The following is a 15,236-nucleotide window of genomic DNA, read 5'->3' as shown; positions in this document are numbered from 1 at the left end:
ACCGGGACCACCCGTCCCGCTCCCACGACCACGGCAGCGTCCTCCGGCTGGTGCGGCCCGAGGTCGGCACCGGTGAGATAGCTCACGCCCGGGCGGGCCTGCACTCACCCTGACCAGGCTGTGCCATCCCTCACAACCACCGAAACCGCACGAGAAACGGGCCCCTGCGGTGACTTCCGTCACCTGCAGGGACCCGTGTCTCACTGTGCGCGAGGGGGGAGTTGAACCCCCACGCCCTTGCGGGCACTGGAACCTGAATCCAGCGCGTCTGCCTATTCCGCCACCCGCGCATTGGGTGTGTCCTGGGCGTTGGCCCCTTGGGGGCTGGCGCCTTCCGACACCCAGAACATTAGCACGCTGGACGGGGTGGGTTCACATCCCTTCTTCCGCAGGCAGGAGCCCCGCCGAACCTTCGGTGTCCTGGCCACGTATCAACGCGTACCGCTTCACGTATCAACCTCGTACCGGTACCGCCTGTCTCCCCAGGAGGCGGTCCGGGTCCACAGTCGGGTGCGGGACACTGGTCCACAGCCGCCTCTACGATCCTTGCGAGGAGTACACGAAGCGGTTGCGCGCAGCAGTACCACCGGAGGAGTTCGAAGGAGAGCTCCACAGGGAACTTCGTCATGCGTCGACACCCGTCGACCGGCCTGACAGGGGGAACCAGCCGATCGAGCGGCGCGTGGATACGATCAGTAAGCAGTACCAGGCAAGTGGCCCGCAGGGCAGTACACAGGACGGCAGCGACGGAGGAGGTGCCCCATGGGAGTCCTGAAGAAGTTCGAGCAGCGTCTCGAAGGTCTGGTCAACGGCACCTTCGCCAAGGTGTTCAAGTCCGAGGTCCAGCCCGTCGAGATCGCCGGCGCGCTCCAGCGCGAGTGCGACAACAACGCCACCATCTGGAACCGTGACCGCACGGTCGTGCCCAACGACTTCATCGTCGAGCTGAGCACACCGGACTTCGAGCGGCTCAGCCCCTACTCCGGCCAGCTCGGCGACGAGCTCGCCGGCATGGTGCGCGACTACGCCAAGCAGCAGCGCTACACCTTCATGGGCCCGATCAAGGTGCACCTGGAGAAGGCGGAGGACCTCGACACCGGCCTGTACCGGGTGCGCAGCCGTACGCTCGCCTCCTCCAGCAGCCAGCAGGGCGGCCCGGAAGGCGGCGCCGCCGCGCCCGCGGCCCCGCAGGGCGCACGCCCCGGCGGCTACGGCTACCCGCAGCCCGCCGCCCCCGCCGGCGCCCCGCCCATGCCGTCCGCGCCGCCGCCCGGCGGCCGCCCCGGCGGATACGGCTACCCGCAGCCCGCGGGCGGCCAGCGGCCCCCGGCCGCCCCCACAGCCTCCGGCGGACGTACCCGCCACTGGATCGAGATCAACGGCACCCGCCACCAGATCTCTCGCGCGACGCTGGTACTGGGCCGCAGCACCGACGCCGACGTGCGGATCGACGACCCCGGCGTCTCCCGCCGGCACTGCGAGATCCGGACCGGAACGCCCTCGACGATCCAGGATCTCGGATCCACCAACGGCATCGTGGTGGACGGGCAGCACACCACCCGCGCTACGCTCCGCGACGGCTCGCGGATCGTCGTGGGCAGCACCACCATCATTTACCGGCAAGCCGAAGGGTGAAGCGGGGGCAATGTCAGAGCTGACCCTCACGGTCATGCGGCTGGGTTTCCTGGCCGTACTGTGGCTGTTCGTGATCGTGGCCGTGCAGGTCATCCGGAGCGACCTGTTCGGTACGCGTGTCACGCAGCGCGGATCGCGCCGCGAGGCCGGACGGCAGCAGCAGGCCGCCCGCCAGGCGCCGCCACAGCAGCGCCAGCAGTCCGCCGGCGGCAGACGCGGCCGTAACACCCCCACCAAGCTGGTCGTGACCGAAGGCACACTCACCGGCACCACGGTCGCGCTCCAGGGCCAGACCATCACCCTGGGCCGGGCGCACGACTCGACGATCGTGCTGGACGACGACTACGCCTCCAGCCGCCATGCCAGGATCTACCCGGACCGCGACGGCCAGTGGATCGTCGAGGACCTCGGCTCCACCAACGGCACGTACCTGGACCGGAACCGGCTGACGACTCCCACACCGATTGCGCTGGGCGCGCCGATCCGCATCGGCAAGACCGTCATCGAGCTGCGGAAGTAGTACGAAAATGAGCGAGCGGAGCGAGCACGCAGTGGCGGGCACCACCCCGGGCCCCGGCGCGCTCCCGACCGGAGGGTGGGCAGTGTGGCTCGACACGACCGGCTGTACCCGGAGCCGACGGGCGAGGTGCGCATGAGTCTGTCCCTGCGCTTCGCCGCCGGATCGCACAAGGGGATGATCCGGGAGGGCAACGAGGACTCCGGTTACGCCGGCCCGCGCCTGCTCGCCATCGCCGACGGCATGGGGGGCGCCGCGGCCGGTGAGGTCGCCTCCTCCGAGGCCATCTCCACCATCGTCGCGCTCGACGACGACGTCCCCGGCTCCGACGTCCTCACCTCCCTCGGCACCGCTGTCCAGCGCGCCAACGACCAGCTGCGCTCCATGGTCGAGGAGGACCCGCAGCTGGAGGGCATGGGCACCACCCTGACCGCGCTGCTGTGGACCGGCCAGCGCCTCGGCCTGGTCCACGTCGGCGACTCCCGCGCCTACCTCCTGCGGGACGGCGTCCTCACGCAGATCACCCAGGACCACACCTGGGTGCAGCGCCTGGTCGACGAGGGCCGCATCACCGAGGAAGAGGCCACGACCCACCCGCAGCGCTCGCTGCTGATGCGGGCACTCGGCTCGGGCGACCACGTCGAGCCGGACCTGTCGATCCGCGAGGTCCGCGCCGGCGACCGCTACCTGATCTGCTCCGACGGCCTGTCCGGCGTGGTCTCCCACCAGACCCTCGAGGACACCCTCGCCAGCTACCAGGGCCCCCAGGAGACCGTCCAGAACCTGATCGAGCTGGCGCTGCGCGGCGGCGGCCCCGACAACATCACCGTCATCGTCGCCGACGTCCTCGACCTGGACACCGGCGACACCCTCGCGGGCCAGCTGTCCGACACCCCCGTCGTGGTCGGCGCCGTCGCCGAGAACCAGCACCAGCTGCACGACAACGGCATCATGCAGACCCCCGCCGGCCGCGCCTCCGGCCTCGGCCGCCAGGGCCACGGCCACGGCGGCGGGGGCGGCGAGTTCGGCCCGCCCGGCTCCGGCGACACCACCGGCTTCGTCCCGGCGGCCGGCTTCGACTACGGCGACGACGACTTCGTCAAGCCCAAGAAGCGCGGCAGGTGGCTGAAGAGATCGTTCTACGGCGCCCTGGCACTGGCCGTCGTCGGCGGCGGTCTGTACGGCGGCTGGCGCTGGACGCAGACGCAGTACTACGTCGGCGCCGAGGAGGAGCACGTCGCGCTCTACCGGGGCATCAGCCAGGACCTGGCCTGGGTCTCCCTCTCGAAGGTCGAGAAGGACCACCCCGAGATCGAACTCAAGTACCTCCCGCCCTACCAGCAGAAGCTGATCGAGGCGACCATCGCCGAGGGCGGGCTGAAGAACGCCCAGGCGAAGATCGAGGAACTGTCCGTGCAGGCCTCCGCATGCAAGAAGCAGGCGCAGCGGCGCGAGGCCGAGAGCCGGAACAACTCCAAAACCGGCCAAGGCGAGGCCGGGGGCACCACGGGAACCACTCCCGCCTCCTTCACGTCCAAGGCCACACCGACACCGAACCCGTCGAACCCGTCGGGCTCACCGACGACGCCTGAGAAGTCCACGCCCCCGACCACGACCGCACCCACTCCCAGCCCCGGCCCCAGCCTCTCGGAGGAAGAGCAGAAGGTCGTCTCGCTGTGCGGTAAGCAGTAGGCAAGCCGTGAGAGGCCCCGTCACACGATGAGCAGTACTACGAACTCGCCGACGCACCACACGTCCACGATCGGCGCGATCGGTGCGCCGAGCCGCCGCAACACCGAGCTCGCGCTGCTGGTGTTCGCCGTTGTCATTCCGGTGTTCGCCTATGCCAACGTCGGCTTGGCCATCAACGACTCGGTGCCCCCCGGCCTGCTGAGCTACGGGCTCGGCCTCGGCCTGCTCGCGGGCGTCGGCCATCTCGTCGTACGGAAGTTCGCGCCGTACGCGGACCCCCTGATGCTGCCGATCGCGACGCTGCTGAACGGGCTCGGTCTGGTCGTCATCTGGCGTCTGGACCAGTCCAAGCGACTCAGCAACTACGCCGAGGCCGCACCGCGTCAGCTGCTGTACTCGGCGTTGGGTGTCGCCCTGCTGGCGGCCGTGCTGATCTTCCTGAAGGACCACCGCGTCCTGCAGCGCTACACGTACATCTCCATGGCCGGTGCGCTGTTCCTGCTGATCCTGCCGCTCGTGCCGGGACTCGGCGCGAACATCTACGGCGCCAAGATCTGGATCAAGATCCCCGGCCTCGGCACACTCCAGCCCGGTGAGTTCGCGAAGATCGTCCTGGCGGTGTTCTTCGCCGGCTACCTCATGGTCAAGCGCGATGCCCTGGCCCTGGCCAGCCGCCGCTTCATGGGCCTGTACCTGCCGCGCGGCCGCGACCTCGGTCCGATCCTCGTCGTCTGGGTCATCTCGATCCTCATCCTGGTCTTCGAGACCGACCTCGGTACGTCCCTGCTGTTCTTCGGGATGTTCGTCATCATGCTGTACGTCGCCACCGAGCGGACCAGCTGGATCGTCTTCGGTCTGCTGATGTCCGCGGTCGGCGCCGTAAGCGTGGCGAGTTTCGAGCCGCACATCCAGACGCGTGTGCAGGCCTGGCTCGACCCGGCGCGCGAGTTCAAACTCTCCCGGTCAGGCATCCAGGACGGCGTCGTCCACTCCGAGCAGGCCATGCAGGCCCTGTGGGCCTTCGGCTCCGGCGGCACCCTCGGCACCGGCCTCGGGCAGGGCAACTCCGACCTCATCGGCTTCGCAGCCAACTCCGACTTCATCCTCGCCACCTTCGGCGAGGAGCTGGGCCTCGCCGGCGTCATGGCGATCCTGCTGCTCTACGGCCTGATCGTCGAGCGGGGTGTGCGCACGGCCCTCGCGGCCCGCGACCCGTTCGGCAAGCTGCTGGCCGTCGGCCTGTCCGGCGCCTTCGGCCTCCAGGTCTTCGTCGTGGCCGGCGGTGTCATGGGCCTCATCCCGCTGACCGGTATGACGCTGCCGTTCGTCGCCTACGGCGGATCCTCCGTGATCGCCAACTGGGCGCTGATCGGCATCCTGCTCCGCATCAGCGACACCGCACGCCGACCGGCGCCCGCTCCCGCCGGCAATCCCGACGCCGAGATGACCCAGGTGGTCCGCCCGTCATGAACAAACCCCTGCGCCGGATCGCGATCTTCTGCGGCCTGCTGGTCCTGGCCCTGCTCATCCGCGACAACTGGATCCAGTACGTCCAGGCGGACGAACTGCGCACCGACAAGAACAACCGCCGCGTCATCATCGAGCGGTACGCCTCCCCCCGGGGCGACATCATCGTCGACGGCAAGCCGATCACCGGCTCCAAGGAGACGTCGGGCAGCGACTTCAAGTGGAAGCGCACCTACAAGGACGGCGCGATGTGGGCGCCGGTCACCGGCTACGCCTCGCAGGCCTTCGGTGCCACGCAGCTGGAGAACCTCGAGGACGGCATCCTCACCGGCAACGACGACCGGCTCTTCTTCCGCAACACCCTCGACATGCTCACGGGTAAGAAGCAGGAGGGCGGCAACGTCGTCACGACGCTGAACGGCGCCGCCCAGAAGGCCGCCTACGACGGTCTGAAGAGGCAGGGCGGCAAGGGCGCCGTCGCCGCCATCGAGCCGTCCACCGGCAAGATCCTCGCCCTGGCCTCCTACCCGTCGTACGACCCGTCGTCCTTCGCCGGGAACTCCACGACGACGGACACCAAGGCCTGGCAGAAGCTGCTGAAGAAGAACAACCCCGACGACCCGACGCTCAACCGGGCGCTGCGCGAGACCTACCCGCCGGGTTCCACCTTCAAGGTGCTCACCGCGGCCGCCGCGCTGGAGGACGGGCTGTACACGGACGCGGACCAGAACACCAAGACGCCGCTGCCGTGGACCATGCCGGGCACCACGACCCCGCTGAAGAACGAGGGGAACATCCCCTGCAAGAACGCGACCCTGCGGGCGGCGCTCCAGTACTCCTGCAACACCGTGTTCGGCAAGATCGGCTCCGACCTCGGCAACGAGAAGATGCTCGCGATGGCCAAGAAGTTCGGCTTCACCGAGGAGCACTTCACCCCGGTGCGCGCCAACGCCTCGGTGTTCGGCGACGACATGAACCCGTCGGAGACCGCGCTGTCGTCGATCGGCCAGTTCAACACCGCCGCGACCCCGCTGCAGATGGCCATGGTGGCCTCGGCCGTCGCCAACGACGGCACGCTGATGAAGCCGTACATGGTCGACGAGCTCCAGGCCCGCAGCGTCGACACCATCGAGAAGACCGAGCCCGAGGAGCTCAGCAAGCCGATGTCCTCGGACAACGCCCAGATCCTGCAGTCGATGATGGAGACGGTCGTCCAGAAGGGCACCGGCACCAACGCCCAGATCCCCGGCGTCACCGTGGGCGGCAAGACCGGTACCGCCCAGCACGGTGTCGACAACAAGGAGAACCCCTACGCGTGGTTCATCTCCTACGCCAAGGGCGAGGACGGCAGCTCCCCGGTGGCGGTGGCGGTCGTGATCGAGGACGACAAGGCCGTCCGTGACGACATCTCCGGCGGCGGCCTCGCGGCGCCGATCGCGAGGAACGTGATGGAGGCGGTCATCAAAAGCAAGAAGTGACCCCGCTCACGTCTGTTTCACATCGGTGCACGTTGCGATACCGGTCCTGTATCGGCTGACGGGCTTGGCCAGGTCACACAAAGCGAGCCGGGTACGGTAGGCCCGGACGGCAGCCTCCGGCCGCAGCAGTTTGCGGTCGGGACCGACGGAGAGGGCTGGTAGGTAGCTATGGAAGAGCCGCGTCGCCTCGGCGGCCGGTACGAACTGGGCCAGGTGCTCGGGCGTGGTGGCATGGCGGAGGTCTACCTCGCGCATGACACCCGCCTCGGCCGCACCGTGGCGGTGAAGACGCTGCGCGCGGATCTCGCGCGCGACCCTTCCTTCCAGGCCCGGTTCCGCCGGGAGGCCCAGTCGGCCGCCTCGCTCAACCATCCCGCGATCGTCGCGGTCTACGACACGGGCGAGGACTACATCGACAACGTGTCGATCCCGTACATCGTCATGGAGTACGTGGACGGCTCGACGCTCCGTGAGCTGCTGCACTCCGGCCGCAAGCTGCTGCCGGAGCGCGCCATGGAGATGACCATCGGCATCCTCCAGGGCCTGGAGTACGCGCACAGAAACGGCATCGTCCACCGCGACATCAAGCCCGCGAACGTCATGCTGACGCGCAACGGCCAGGTCAAGGTCATGGACTTCGGCATCGCCCGCGCCATGGGCGACTCCGGCATGACGATGACGCAGACCGCGGCGGTCATCGGCACGGCCCAGTACCTCTCGCCGGAGCAGGCGAAGGGCGAGCAGGTCGACGCCCGGTCCGACCTGTACTCCACCGGCTGTCTGCTGTACGAACTGCTGACCGTCCGCCCGCCCTTCGTCGGTGACTCCCCGGTGGCCGTGGCCTACCAGCACGTCCGGGAGGAGCCGCAGTCGCCGAGCGTCTTCGACCCCGAGATCACGCCCGAGATGGACGCGATCGTGCTGAAGGCGCTCGTCAAGGACCCGGACTACCGCTACCAGTCGGCCGACGAGATGCGCGCCGACATCGAGGCCTGCCTCGACGGCCAGCCGGTCGCGGCCACGGCCGCGTTGGGCTCGGTGGGCTACGGCGGCTACCCCGACGACCAGCCGACGACGGCCCTGCGCGCGGACTCCGGCGCGGGCGCCACCTCGATGCTGCCCCCCATGAACCCGGACGACGGCGGCTACGGCTACGACGACCGCCCGGACCGGCGCCGCGGGCAGCAGCGCAAGGGCAACACCTCGACGATACTGCTGGTGGTGGCGGGCGTCATGGTGCTGGTGGGCGCGATCCTGATCGGTCGCTATGCGTTCAGCGGCGACGGGGTCGGCAACGACACGGTTCCCGCTCCGAACCTCGTCGGCGAGACGGTGGCCACCGCCAGACAACTGGCGAAGAACAGCGATCTCAAGCTGAGCACCACCAACAAGCCCTGCGAGAACCAGAGCAAGGGCAAGATCTGCGACCAGGACCCGAACGCCGGGGTGAAGGTCAAGAAGGGCGACACCATCAACCTCGTGGTGTCGACCGGGGCGCCGAAGGTGGCGGTGCCGAGTGTCGTCGGCGACAGCCTGCAGGACGCCAAGGCGACGCTGACGGGCGACAAGTACCAGTTCGAGGTCAAGACGGAGTCGAAGGAGTCCGCCGAGGACCCCGGCACAGTCCTCGAGCAGAACCCGACCCTGGGCGAAGAAGTGGAGAAGGGGTCCACCATCACCCTCACCATCGCCAAGGCCGAGGCGAAGTCCACCGTCCCGGACGTGGTCGGCCAGAGCTGCGACCAGGCCAAGGCGCAGATGACCGCCAACGACCTGGTGGGCAACTGCACCGAGGTCGACACCCAGGACGACAACCAGGTCGGCAAGGTCATCGCGACCACGCCGCAGGCCGGCTCGTCCGTCGACAAGAACTCGTCGGTCAACATCCAGATCGGCAAGAAGCAGAAGCAGAAGACGCGCGTGCCCCAGGTCGTCGGCCAGACGGTCGGCCAGGCCAAGCAGACCCTCGCGCAGGCCGGCTTCACGAACATCCAGTTCGCGAACGGCAGCGACCAGAGCGACAACGCCCTCGTCGCCGGCCAGGACCCCCAGCCCAACCAGGAGGTCGACGACCCGGCGGGCACGACGGTCACCCTGCAGACCATCGGCGCCGGAGGCAACAACAACGGCGGGAACGGCGGCAACGGCGGCATCTTCGGCGGCCTCACCGGCCGCAACGAGGACTGACCACACCACCGCGTACAGCAAGGCGCCCCGGCACTGAGAGTGCCGGGGCGCCTTGCTGTACGTCTGCGTGGCCGAAAAGGAGTGACGGGCACCACCCCAAAAGGCCCACAGGCGTGGCCTATTGCTGGTCTATGATCACACCTTGTTCGCGTCTTGAACGCGACATGACCATATGGGGGTAATCATCAAGAAGCGAATCGTGGCCGCCCTGGGCGCTGCCTGCGCCCTGACCTTCCTCGCGTCGGGAACGGCGAACGCCGGAACCAACAGCGGCTTCGTCTACACGACGGACTGGGACCCGGGCGGCAAGGGTGCTTTCGGTCATGACGGGGACTGCCTGACCGTGTACGACGACCAGAGCGACGGGTACGCCGTCGAGATCCACCTCTTCAGGATGAGCGACTACAAGACGATCGCCGAACTGAAGACGACGCAGCCCGCCCTCTCGCACGAGTACAAGTGCTTCGGGAGCCAGGTGCCCGAGAACATCAAGGTCGGCGTGCGCGTCTCCCTCATCAAGAGCGGCGACAAGTTCAGCGGCTTCAAGTACAACCTGACCACCTGAGCCGCGACGCGGTGACGCGTGGTTGAAGAAGGGCCGGACCGCAGGACCTGCGGCCCGGCCCTTCTCCGTGTCCCGCTAGGCCGCGCGCCGCGCGAACGAGCGGGCTCTGCCGCGCCGCTCGGGGTCGAACGCGTCCGTCGCCCCCGCTCCCTGGTCCCCGGGGCCTTCCTCCCAGCCGAGGATCTTCCGGACAACGCCCTTCAGCCGCGGGTGCCCCGGCTTGACGCCGATCTCGAAGTGGGACTCCTTCGCCGCTGTGAAGTCACCGCCCCAGCGGACGACACCGTCCAGCTCGGCGAGGATGTCCCGCACCACGCCACGCCGACAGTGGCACCGGCGAAACGACGCCTCGTCAGGTCACCCATCTTCATCTGTCTCTCCTTGTCCTCAGAGCCGTCACCACTGCGGCAGCGAGACACAGCACGCCGATCGCCGCCAGCAGCACGAAGAACACAATGGCGGGGTTGACCCAGGCGGGAACCAGGTCGAAGTCCTCGTTGCACTTGCTGTGCAGCGGGAACCAACGGTTGGACTCGTCCGCGTGCGCTTTCCGGAAGGCGTCGTCGTAGCGGACACCATGCCCGTGGACACAGGCCTCCTGGACGTCCAGGCCGCCGGAGAAGATCCCGATCAGATAAGCCACCGCGAATCCGACGACACCGGTGGACACACAGGCCACGCCCAGGGACAGCCAGGTCCCGGGCCGCCCCCACCTGCCGGCCCGCACGGCCCGGACACCGCTACGGCCTCCCGCGACCATGCCGATACACAGCACCCCCACCACCGACGCCACGACGACGCCGCCGGCACCGAGGAGGAACAGCAGCGCGACGCCCATCACCGCCAGTCCGGCCAGGTAGGCGACCCGTTCCGGCCGGAGGGACTTGTTCCCGCCGGTCATGACTCAGTCCTTGGCGGAACGCGCGGCCCGGCTGCGCACCGCCTTGCTCTTCTCCATGCCCATGCGGGCGAGGAGCGCGTCCACGAATCCCTGCTCGAACCTCTGGAGCTTGTCGAGTCCACCCGGCGCATTCTGGTAGACCGCCGGCAGCACGGCGCCCTTGAGACTGATGAGCTGCTTACGGGCGGGCCCCAGGACGGTGTCGGAGCGGTCAGCGCGTTGTGCGCGGAGTCCTTGCAGTCGGTCGCGTTCCCCCAGCGCTGGGCGAGTAGTTGTTGAAGCGACGCAGCCCGCCGTCCTTCTGGTAGTGGTCCTTGACCGCGTCGACGGTGGTCTTGTTGTTGCGGACCGCGCGGGCGATCAGGTAGCCGTCCGCGTCCTCGATGAGGTCCTCGAAACCGAACGAGGACGACACACCGGGTGTGGCGGGCCTGGCGTGACAGAAGGCGTGGCGCGGAGACGGGGAGCCGGTGCGGTCGGGGGCGGTGGGCGTGGGTGGGACGGTGACAGCCCCACCCACGCCCCACCCACGCGTCACGCGTCACGCGTCACGCGTCAGCAGCGCGGTCCGTAGCTGCGCTTGCCGCTGATGAGCCAGGTGGTGTCCGCCTCGTTCCGCATCTTGTAGGCGGCGGTGAAGCACCCCGTGTCCTCGATCCTGATCGGACCGGCGTACGTCGCGTACTTGCCGTCGTCGGTGCCGCATCCGGGACCGCTCACCTTGCCCGGGCAGACGTTGAAGTACATCCTGTTCGCGCCGCCCGGCGTCTCGTTGTAGAAGACGACGCACAGGTAGCCGGTGCCGCCCGCGTAGGCGACCATGCTGCCGTCGTCGTCGCCGCCGTCGCCCGGGAGGCGTCCGTCGACGTAGGCGATGGTCTGGTAAGGGCCGCCGCACGGGTTGTCCGCGGCCTCGGCCGGGGCGCTGCCCAGGCCGAGGAGAGCGGCGGCACTCATGGCCGAGATACCGGCAGCCAACGACTTCTTGATCATGCGCAGACCTTTCTTGGCGTGCACCTGACACGCCACAACACAGGGAGGTGTTCCGGGAAATGCGGGATTACGGAAGGACCCGCGGACGGGGTCAAGAAAACGCGGCAGGAATGAGGCGCGCTACGACGCCGCGCCCGGGGGCGTCGAGGAAGGAACCAGCCTCACCGACCGGGACGACGCCCGGGGAGAAAGGATGACCGCTTCCATCGGGCCAGCCGATGATCTTGGCGATGACAGCACAGCGGCATCCACAGAAAACCCATCCCCCCAGGTGGTCAACCGTGCGATTACCCTACCAAGAAAGAGCGAAATCCCCCCGGAATTAACCCTCTTCGTCGAGACCGACCACCGCCACGGCCCTCATCGCACACTCACACGCCCCCCGATCGTGTCTTCACATTTCATGACTCGTTCATCGGGTGGGGTGGGGAATCGAGACTCTGCCCGCCGACCGAGCCGAAGGGCAGAACATGATCAACGAAATGGCACTGCTGGAATCGCAGACCCTGCGCCGCAGCGTGCTCGACCGCACGGACGTACTCGACAGGGTCAAGGCCCTGTCGCTGCTGCCGGACGGGATGCATGTGACGACGGCGATGGTGGCGGCGTACTTCGGCGTCACGGTAGAGGCCCTGCGTGCTCTCGTGCACGATCACCGTGCGGAACTGGAAGCGAGCGGGTATCGAGTTCTGACAGGTACAGAACTGAGTGACTTCAAGCAACTCAGTGGGATCCAGTCCCGCACCCGATCCCTCGCCCTCTTCTCCCGGCGTGCCGTCCTCAACGTCGCCATGCTGCTCCGAGACAGCGAAGTCGCACGTCAAGTGCGTGTCTACCTCCTCGACATGGAGTACCTGGCCCGCACACAGCCTGTGGAAAACCCCGCCCCGGCCGACACCACATCCCTCGACGACCGCATCGACCAGCGCATCACCCACATCCTCGGCAAGACCGTCGTCCCCATGTTCAACGCCCTGATCGAAACCTCAGGCGAACACCGCCGAGAACTCATCGCCCTCCGGGCAGGCGTCCAGCGCATCGAGAAACGGCTCCGCCACCACCACGCCCGCCTGCAGCGGCTGGAAGCCCCACGAGAAGACCGCCCCCTCGCCGGAGTCATGGCCTCCATGGACGCCATGAACGGACGCGAATTCGAAGAACACGTCGCCGAGCTGCTGCGCCGCGACGGCTGCACCAACGTCATCGTGCAAGGCGGCGGGCGGGACCGCGGCATCGACATCACCGCGCTCACCGCCGGCGGGCGGCGCCTCGTCGTCCAGTGCAAGAGGTTCGCGCCCCACCTCTCCATCACCAGCCCCGAAGTCCAGAAGTTCATCGGCGCTGCCAAGGTCCTGCACGACTCCGAGGTATCCCTGTTCGTGGCGACATGCCCCTTCACCCGCGACGCCCTGAACATCGCGGCTGAGAGCGGCATCACCGCCGTACACCGTGGGCTGCTGGAGGAGTGGAGCGCCGGGACGGCGCTCACCGTCCTGGAGTGACAACCGGACTGCCACAAAAGGCCCGAAGCCGCAAAAGAAGGTTGCGGCTTCGGGCCTTTCGTCATGGTAGCGACTGATCTCCCACAAGAAGGGCAGTCAGAGCAGCTCCTTCGGCGGTGTCCGCTCGCTGTCGACCTTCTGCACCCGCTCCAGCTCACCCCACACCACGTAGCGGTACGTGCTCGTGTACACCGGCGTGCAGGTCGTCAGGGTGATGAAGTGGCCCGGCTTCTTCTTGCCGGACTCCTTCGGGACCGCCGAGAGCACCTTGACGTTGTACTTCGAGGTCTCGGGAAGGATGTCGTAGACCTTGTAGACGTACCACTTGTCCTTCGTCTCGAAGACGATCGGGTCGCCCTTCCTCATCTTGTCGATGTTGTGGAACTTGGCACCATGACCGTCACGGTGGGCGGCGAGGGCGAAGTTGCCGGTCTTGCCCGACATGGGGAGGGCCGACTTGACGGGGTCGGTGTAGTAACCGGCGACACCGTCATTGAGGATCTTGCTCGACGTGCCCTTCTCGACGAGGACCTCACCGTTCTTCATGGCCGGCACATGCAGGAAACCGATGCCGTTCTTGGTGTCCAGCGCCCCGGGCTCACCCCGGCCGTGCGCCCAGCCGTCACGGACCTTGTCGGCCTGCTTCCCGGCCGCACGGTCCGCGACCACGTTCGTCCACCACAGCGAGTAGACGACGAACAGGCCCAGCACCAGGCCCGCGGTGATGAGGAGTTCCCCGAAGACACTGACCGCCATCGCGATCGGCCCGGGACGGCGCCGTACCGCCGACGGCCGGGACGCCGCCGCGCCGGTGTGCTCTTCGTGCTCGGTGTCGGTGGTCGCTGCCACTGGTCATCTGCCCTTAACTGACGAGCGCATCCGGCTTGCCCTTGCTGCGCGGCCGTTCCTCGACCATCTTGCCCCAGACGATCATCCGGTACTTGCTGGTGAACTCCGGCGTGCACGTGGTCAGCGTGATGTACCGGCCGGGCTCGGTGAATCCCGAGCCCGTGGGGACGGGATTCAGGACGCTCGTGTTGCTCGGCGAGGTCACCGGCAGGATGGACGACATCTTGTAGACGTAGTACTCGTCCTGCGTCTCCACGACGATCGGATCGCCCGGAGAGAGCTTGTTGATGTACCGGAACGGCTCACCGTGCGTGTTGCGATGACCCGCGAGCCCGAAGTTCCCCGACTTGTCACCGGGCATCGCGGTCTTCAGCGCGCCCTCGGCGTAATGACCGACCATGCCCCGGTCCAGCACTCCCTTGTTGCTGGTCCCCTCGGCGATCGGCACCACCACATCCAGCTTCGGGATGTGCAGGATGGCGAAACCCTGCCCCGGCTCGAAGGCCCCCGGATTGCGCTTGCCGCTCGCCCAGTCGTTCTGGAGGCTGCTCGCCTCGCTGCCCGCCTGCGCGTGCGCACGGACGTTCGTCCACCACAACTGGTAGGTGACGAACAGCAGCATCAGCACCCCGGTGGTGATGAACACCTCACCGATCGCCCGGCTGGCCACCACCGCCGGACTCGGCTTGCGCGCCCGCGCCTGCCGCCTCGCCTCGACCCGCGACAGCGGCGCCCGCCGCTCCTCCCGAGCCCCCTCCGGAGCCGGACCGGTGTCCGGAGCGCCACCATGACGCCCGTGACGGCGCTTGGCGGCCTTTCTGCGGGCCGCCCGGCCGCCCTGGGAGGGATCGTCGCGCCGCGTGGCGGAAGAGGCCGGAGAACCCGACACGGCGTCGCTGCCCGAGGGCGGCGGATCCGGTATCCGCAGCGCCACCGTCTCCTCGTCGACAGGCGGCAGATACGACTCACCCGGAAGTGACTCGTCCGGAAGTGACCCGTCCGGAAGCGGCTCGTACGACGCCGAGTACGGCTCCGGCTGGGACACGTACGACCCAGGCTGAGGCGCGTACGACTCTGACTGAGGCGCGTACGACTCAGGCCGAGGCGCGTACGACCCAGGCTGCGGCTGCGCTTCCGGCTGCGGAGAAGCCCCGTACTCCCCACCCGCCGGCCAGTCCTCGAACGCACCCGGCACCCCGTACGACTGCTGCCCGTACGAGGTGTCGGACTCGCGCTCGGGGCGCAGCGCCGTCACGCCGTGGCCCTGCCCACCACCGGGGCGAGCCCGGCCGACCTCTCCACCGCACCCTGGTCGCCGCACTCCACCAGCCAGTTGGCCAGCATCCGGTGCCCGTGCTCGGTCAGCACCGACTCGGGGTGGAACTGCACACCCTCGACCCGGAGTTCCCGGTGCCGCAGCCCCATGACGATGCCGTCCCGCGTCCGGGCC

The 15,236-nt window shown here is 68.2% G+C and carries 16 protein-coding genes and 1 tRNA gene; 8 read left to right on the top strand and 9 right to left on the bottom strand.

From position 1 onward, the window contains the following. Nucleotides 1-206: 206 nt before the first annotated feature. Nucleotides 207-290: transfer RNA gene (locus SSQG_RS19620), tRNA-Leu, on the bottom strand. Nucleotides 291-762: 472 nt separating this feature from the next. Here SSQG_RS19620 and SSQG_RS19615 point away from each other — a divergent pair. The 7 genes from SSQG_RS19615 to SSQG_RS19585 all read left to right on the top strand — a co-directional run bounded on the left by SSQG_RS19615 (nt 763) and on the right by SSQG_RS19585 (nt 9,541). Further along, nucleotides 763-1,635, top strand: coding sequence for an FhaA domain-containing protein (locus SSQG_RS19615; RefSeq protein ID WP_003991552.1), 873 nt, complete (start codon nt 763-765; stop codon nt 1,633-1,635). 10 nt (nt 1,636-1,645) lie between these two features. Beyond that, entirely contained in the window at nt 1,646-2,155 is a 510-nt protein-coding gene (locus tag SSQG_RS19610; RefSeq protein WP_003991551.1) for an FHA domain-containing protein FhaB/FipA, read from the top strand. Between the two features lie 132 nt (nt 2,156-2,287). Then, nucleotides 2,288-3,844 (top strand): Stp1/IreP family PP2C-type Ser/Thr phosphatase, encoded by a 1,557-nt coding sequence (locus tag SSQG_RS19605; protein WP_003991550.1) that lies wholly within the window; start codon nt 2,288-2,290, stop codon nt 3,842-3,844. 27 nt (nt 3,845-3,871) lie between these two features. After that, nucleotides 3,872-5,314 (top strand): FtsW/RodA/SpoVE family cell cycle protein, encoded by a 1,443-nt coding sequence (locus SSQG_RS19600; RefSeq protein ID WP_003991549.1) that lies wholly within the window; start codon nt 3,872-3,874, stop codon nt 5,312-5,314. Continuing rightward, nucleotides 5,311-6,789 carry a peptidoglycan D,D-transpeptidase FtsI family protein gene (locus SSQG_RS19595; protein ID WP_003991548.1) on the top strand — a complete coding sequence of 493 codons (1,479 nt, stop codon included), beginning with the start codon at nt 5,311-5,313 and terminating at the stop codon, nt 6,787-6,789. Before SSQG_RS19600 ends, SSQG_RS19595 begins: the two co-directional genes overlap by 4 nt. A gap of 168 nt (nt 6,790-6,957) precedes the next feature. Next, complete coding sequence (pknB, locus tag SSQG_RS19590; protein WP_003991547.1) at nt 6,958-8,976, top strand: Stk1 family PASTA domain-containing Ser/Thr kinase; 2,019 nt, start codon at nt 6,958-6,960, stop codon at nt 8,974-8,976. Between the two features lie 199 nt (nt 8,977-9,175). Continuing rightward, nucleotides 9,176-9,541 (top strand): hypothetical protein, encoded by a 366-nt coding sequence (locus SSQG_RS19585; protein ID WP_158681063.1) that lies wholly within the window; start codon nt 9,176-9,178, stop codon nt 9,539-9,541. Between the two features lie 75 nt (nt 9,542-9,616). On the opposite strand, the gene SSQG_RS19580 is transcribed toward SSQG_RS19585, so the two are convergent. The 5 genes from SSQG_RS19580 to SSQG_RS19565 form a co-directional block, all read right to left on the bottom strand. Next, entirely contained in the window at nt 9,617-9,856 is a 240-nt protein-coding gene (locus tag SSQG_RS19580) for a hypothetical protein (RefSeq protein ID WP_003991544.1), read from the bottom strand. Nucleotides 9,857-9,908: 52 nt separating this feature from the next. Beyond that, nucleotides 9,909-10,442, bottom strand: a complete 534-nt coding sequence (locus tag SSQG_RS19575) for a hypothetical protein (protein ID WP_052310309.1) — start codon at nt 10,440-10,442, stop codon at nt 9,909-9,911. A gap of 3 nt (nt 10,443-10,445) precedes the next feature. After that, on the bottom strand, nt 10,446-10,595 hold the full coding sequence (locus SSQG_RS41420) for a hypothetical protein (RefSeq protein WP_003991542.1): 150 nt from the start codon (nt 10,593-10,595) through the stop codon (nt 10,446-10,448). 58 nt (nt 10,596-10,653) lie between these two features. Further along, the gene (locus SSQG_RS19570; protein WP_039933159.1) at nt 10,654-10,857 is read right to left on the bottom strand and encodes a hypothetical protein; all 204 of its coding nucleotides are present in this window, start codon (nt 10,855-10,857) and stop codon (nt 10,654-10,656) included. 140 nt (nt 10,858-10,997) lie between these two features. Continuing rightward, nucleotides 10,998-11,459, bottom strand: coding sequence for a hypothetical protein (locus SSQG_RS19565; RefSeq protein ID WP_039933157.1), 462 nt, complete (start codon nt 11,457-11,459; stop codon nt 10,998-11,000). Nucleotides 11,460-11,917: 458 nt separating this feature from the next. Between SSQG_RS19565 and SSQG_RS19560 the strand changes: the two genes are divergently transcribed. Next, nucleotides 11,918-12,937, top strand: coding sequence for a restriction endonuclease (locus SSQG_RS19560; protein ID WP_244299179.1), 1,020 nt, complete (start codon nt 11,918-11,920; stop codon nt 12,935-12,937). Nucleotides 12,938-13,033: 96 nt separating this feature from the next. On the opposite strand, the gene SSQG_RS19555 is transcribed toward SSQG_RS19560, so the two are convergent. The 3 genes from SSQG_RS19555 to SSQG_RS39330 all read right to left on the bottom strand — a co-directional run. After that, complete coding sequence (locus tag SSQG_RS19555; protein WP_003991538.1) at nt 13,034-13,786, bottom strand: class E sortase; 753 nt, start codon at nt 13,784-13,786, stop codon at nt 13,034-13,036. A gap of 13 nt (nt 13,787-13,799) precedes the next feature. Further along, a complete protein-coding gene (locus SSQG_RS19550; RefSeq protein WP_039933153.1) occupies nt 13,800-15,041 on the bottom strand; it encodes a class E sortase in 1,242 nt (413 codons plus the stop codon). Beyond that, a partial coding sequence (locus SSQG_RS39330) for a glutamine amidotransferase-related protein (protein WP_425314996.1) occupies nt 15,038-15,236 on the bottom strand: 199 nt, incomplete at its 5' end. The genes SSQG_RS39330 and SSQG_RS19550, both read right to left, overlap by 4 nt.

The sequence above is a fragment of the Streptomyces viridochromogenes DSM 40736 genome, assembly GCF_000158955.1.
GTDB classification, from domain to species: domain Bacteria; phylum Actinomycetota; class Actinomycetes; order Streptomycetales; family Streptomycetaceae; genus Streptomyces; species Streptomyces venetus.
This window is presented reverse-complemented; position numbering and strand designations above follow the sequence as displayed.

Bases quoted from the DNA above. Each gene is read 5' to 3' on its own strand.
- SSQG_RS19575 (WP_052310309.1), bottom strand. From the start codon at position 10,442: ATGACCGGCGGGAACAAGTCCCTCCGGCCGGAACGGGTCGCCTACCTG.
- pknB (WP_003991547.1), top strand. From the start codon at position 6,958: ATGGAAGAGCCGCGTCGCCTCGGCGGCCGGTACGAACTGGGCCAGGTG.
- SSQG_RS19610 (WP_003991551.1), top strand. From the start codon at position 1,646: ATGTCAGAGCTGACCCTCACGGTCATGCGGCTGGGTTTCCTGGCCGTA.
- SSQG_RS19605 (WP_003991550.1), top strand. From the start codon at position 2,288: ATGAGTCTGTCCCTGCGCTTCGCCGCCGGATCGCACAAGGGGATGATC.
- SSQG_RS19600 (WP_003991549.1), top strand. From the start codon at position 3,872: ATGAGCAGTACTACGAACTCGCCGACGCACCACACGTCCACGATCGGC.
- SSQG_RS19615 (WP_003991552.1), top strand. From the start codon at position 763: ATGGGAGTCCTGAAGAAGTTCGAGCAGCGTCTCGAAGGTCTGGTCAAC.
- SSQG_RS19595 (WP_003991548.1), top strand. From the start codon at position 5,311: ATGAACAAACCCCTGCGCCGGATCGCGATCTTCTGCGGCCTGCTGGTC.
- SSQG_RS19560 (WP_244299179.1), top strand. From the start codon at position 11,918: ATGGCACTGCTGGAATCGCAGACCCTGCGCCGCAGCGTGCTCGACCGC.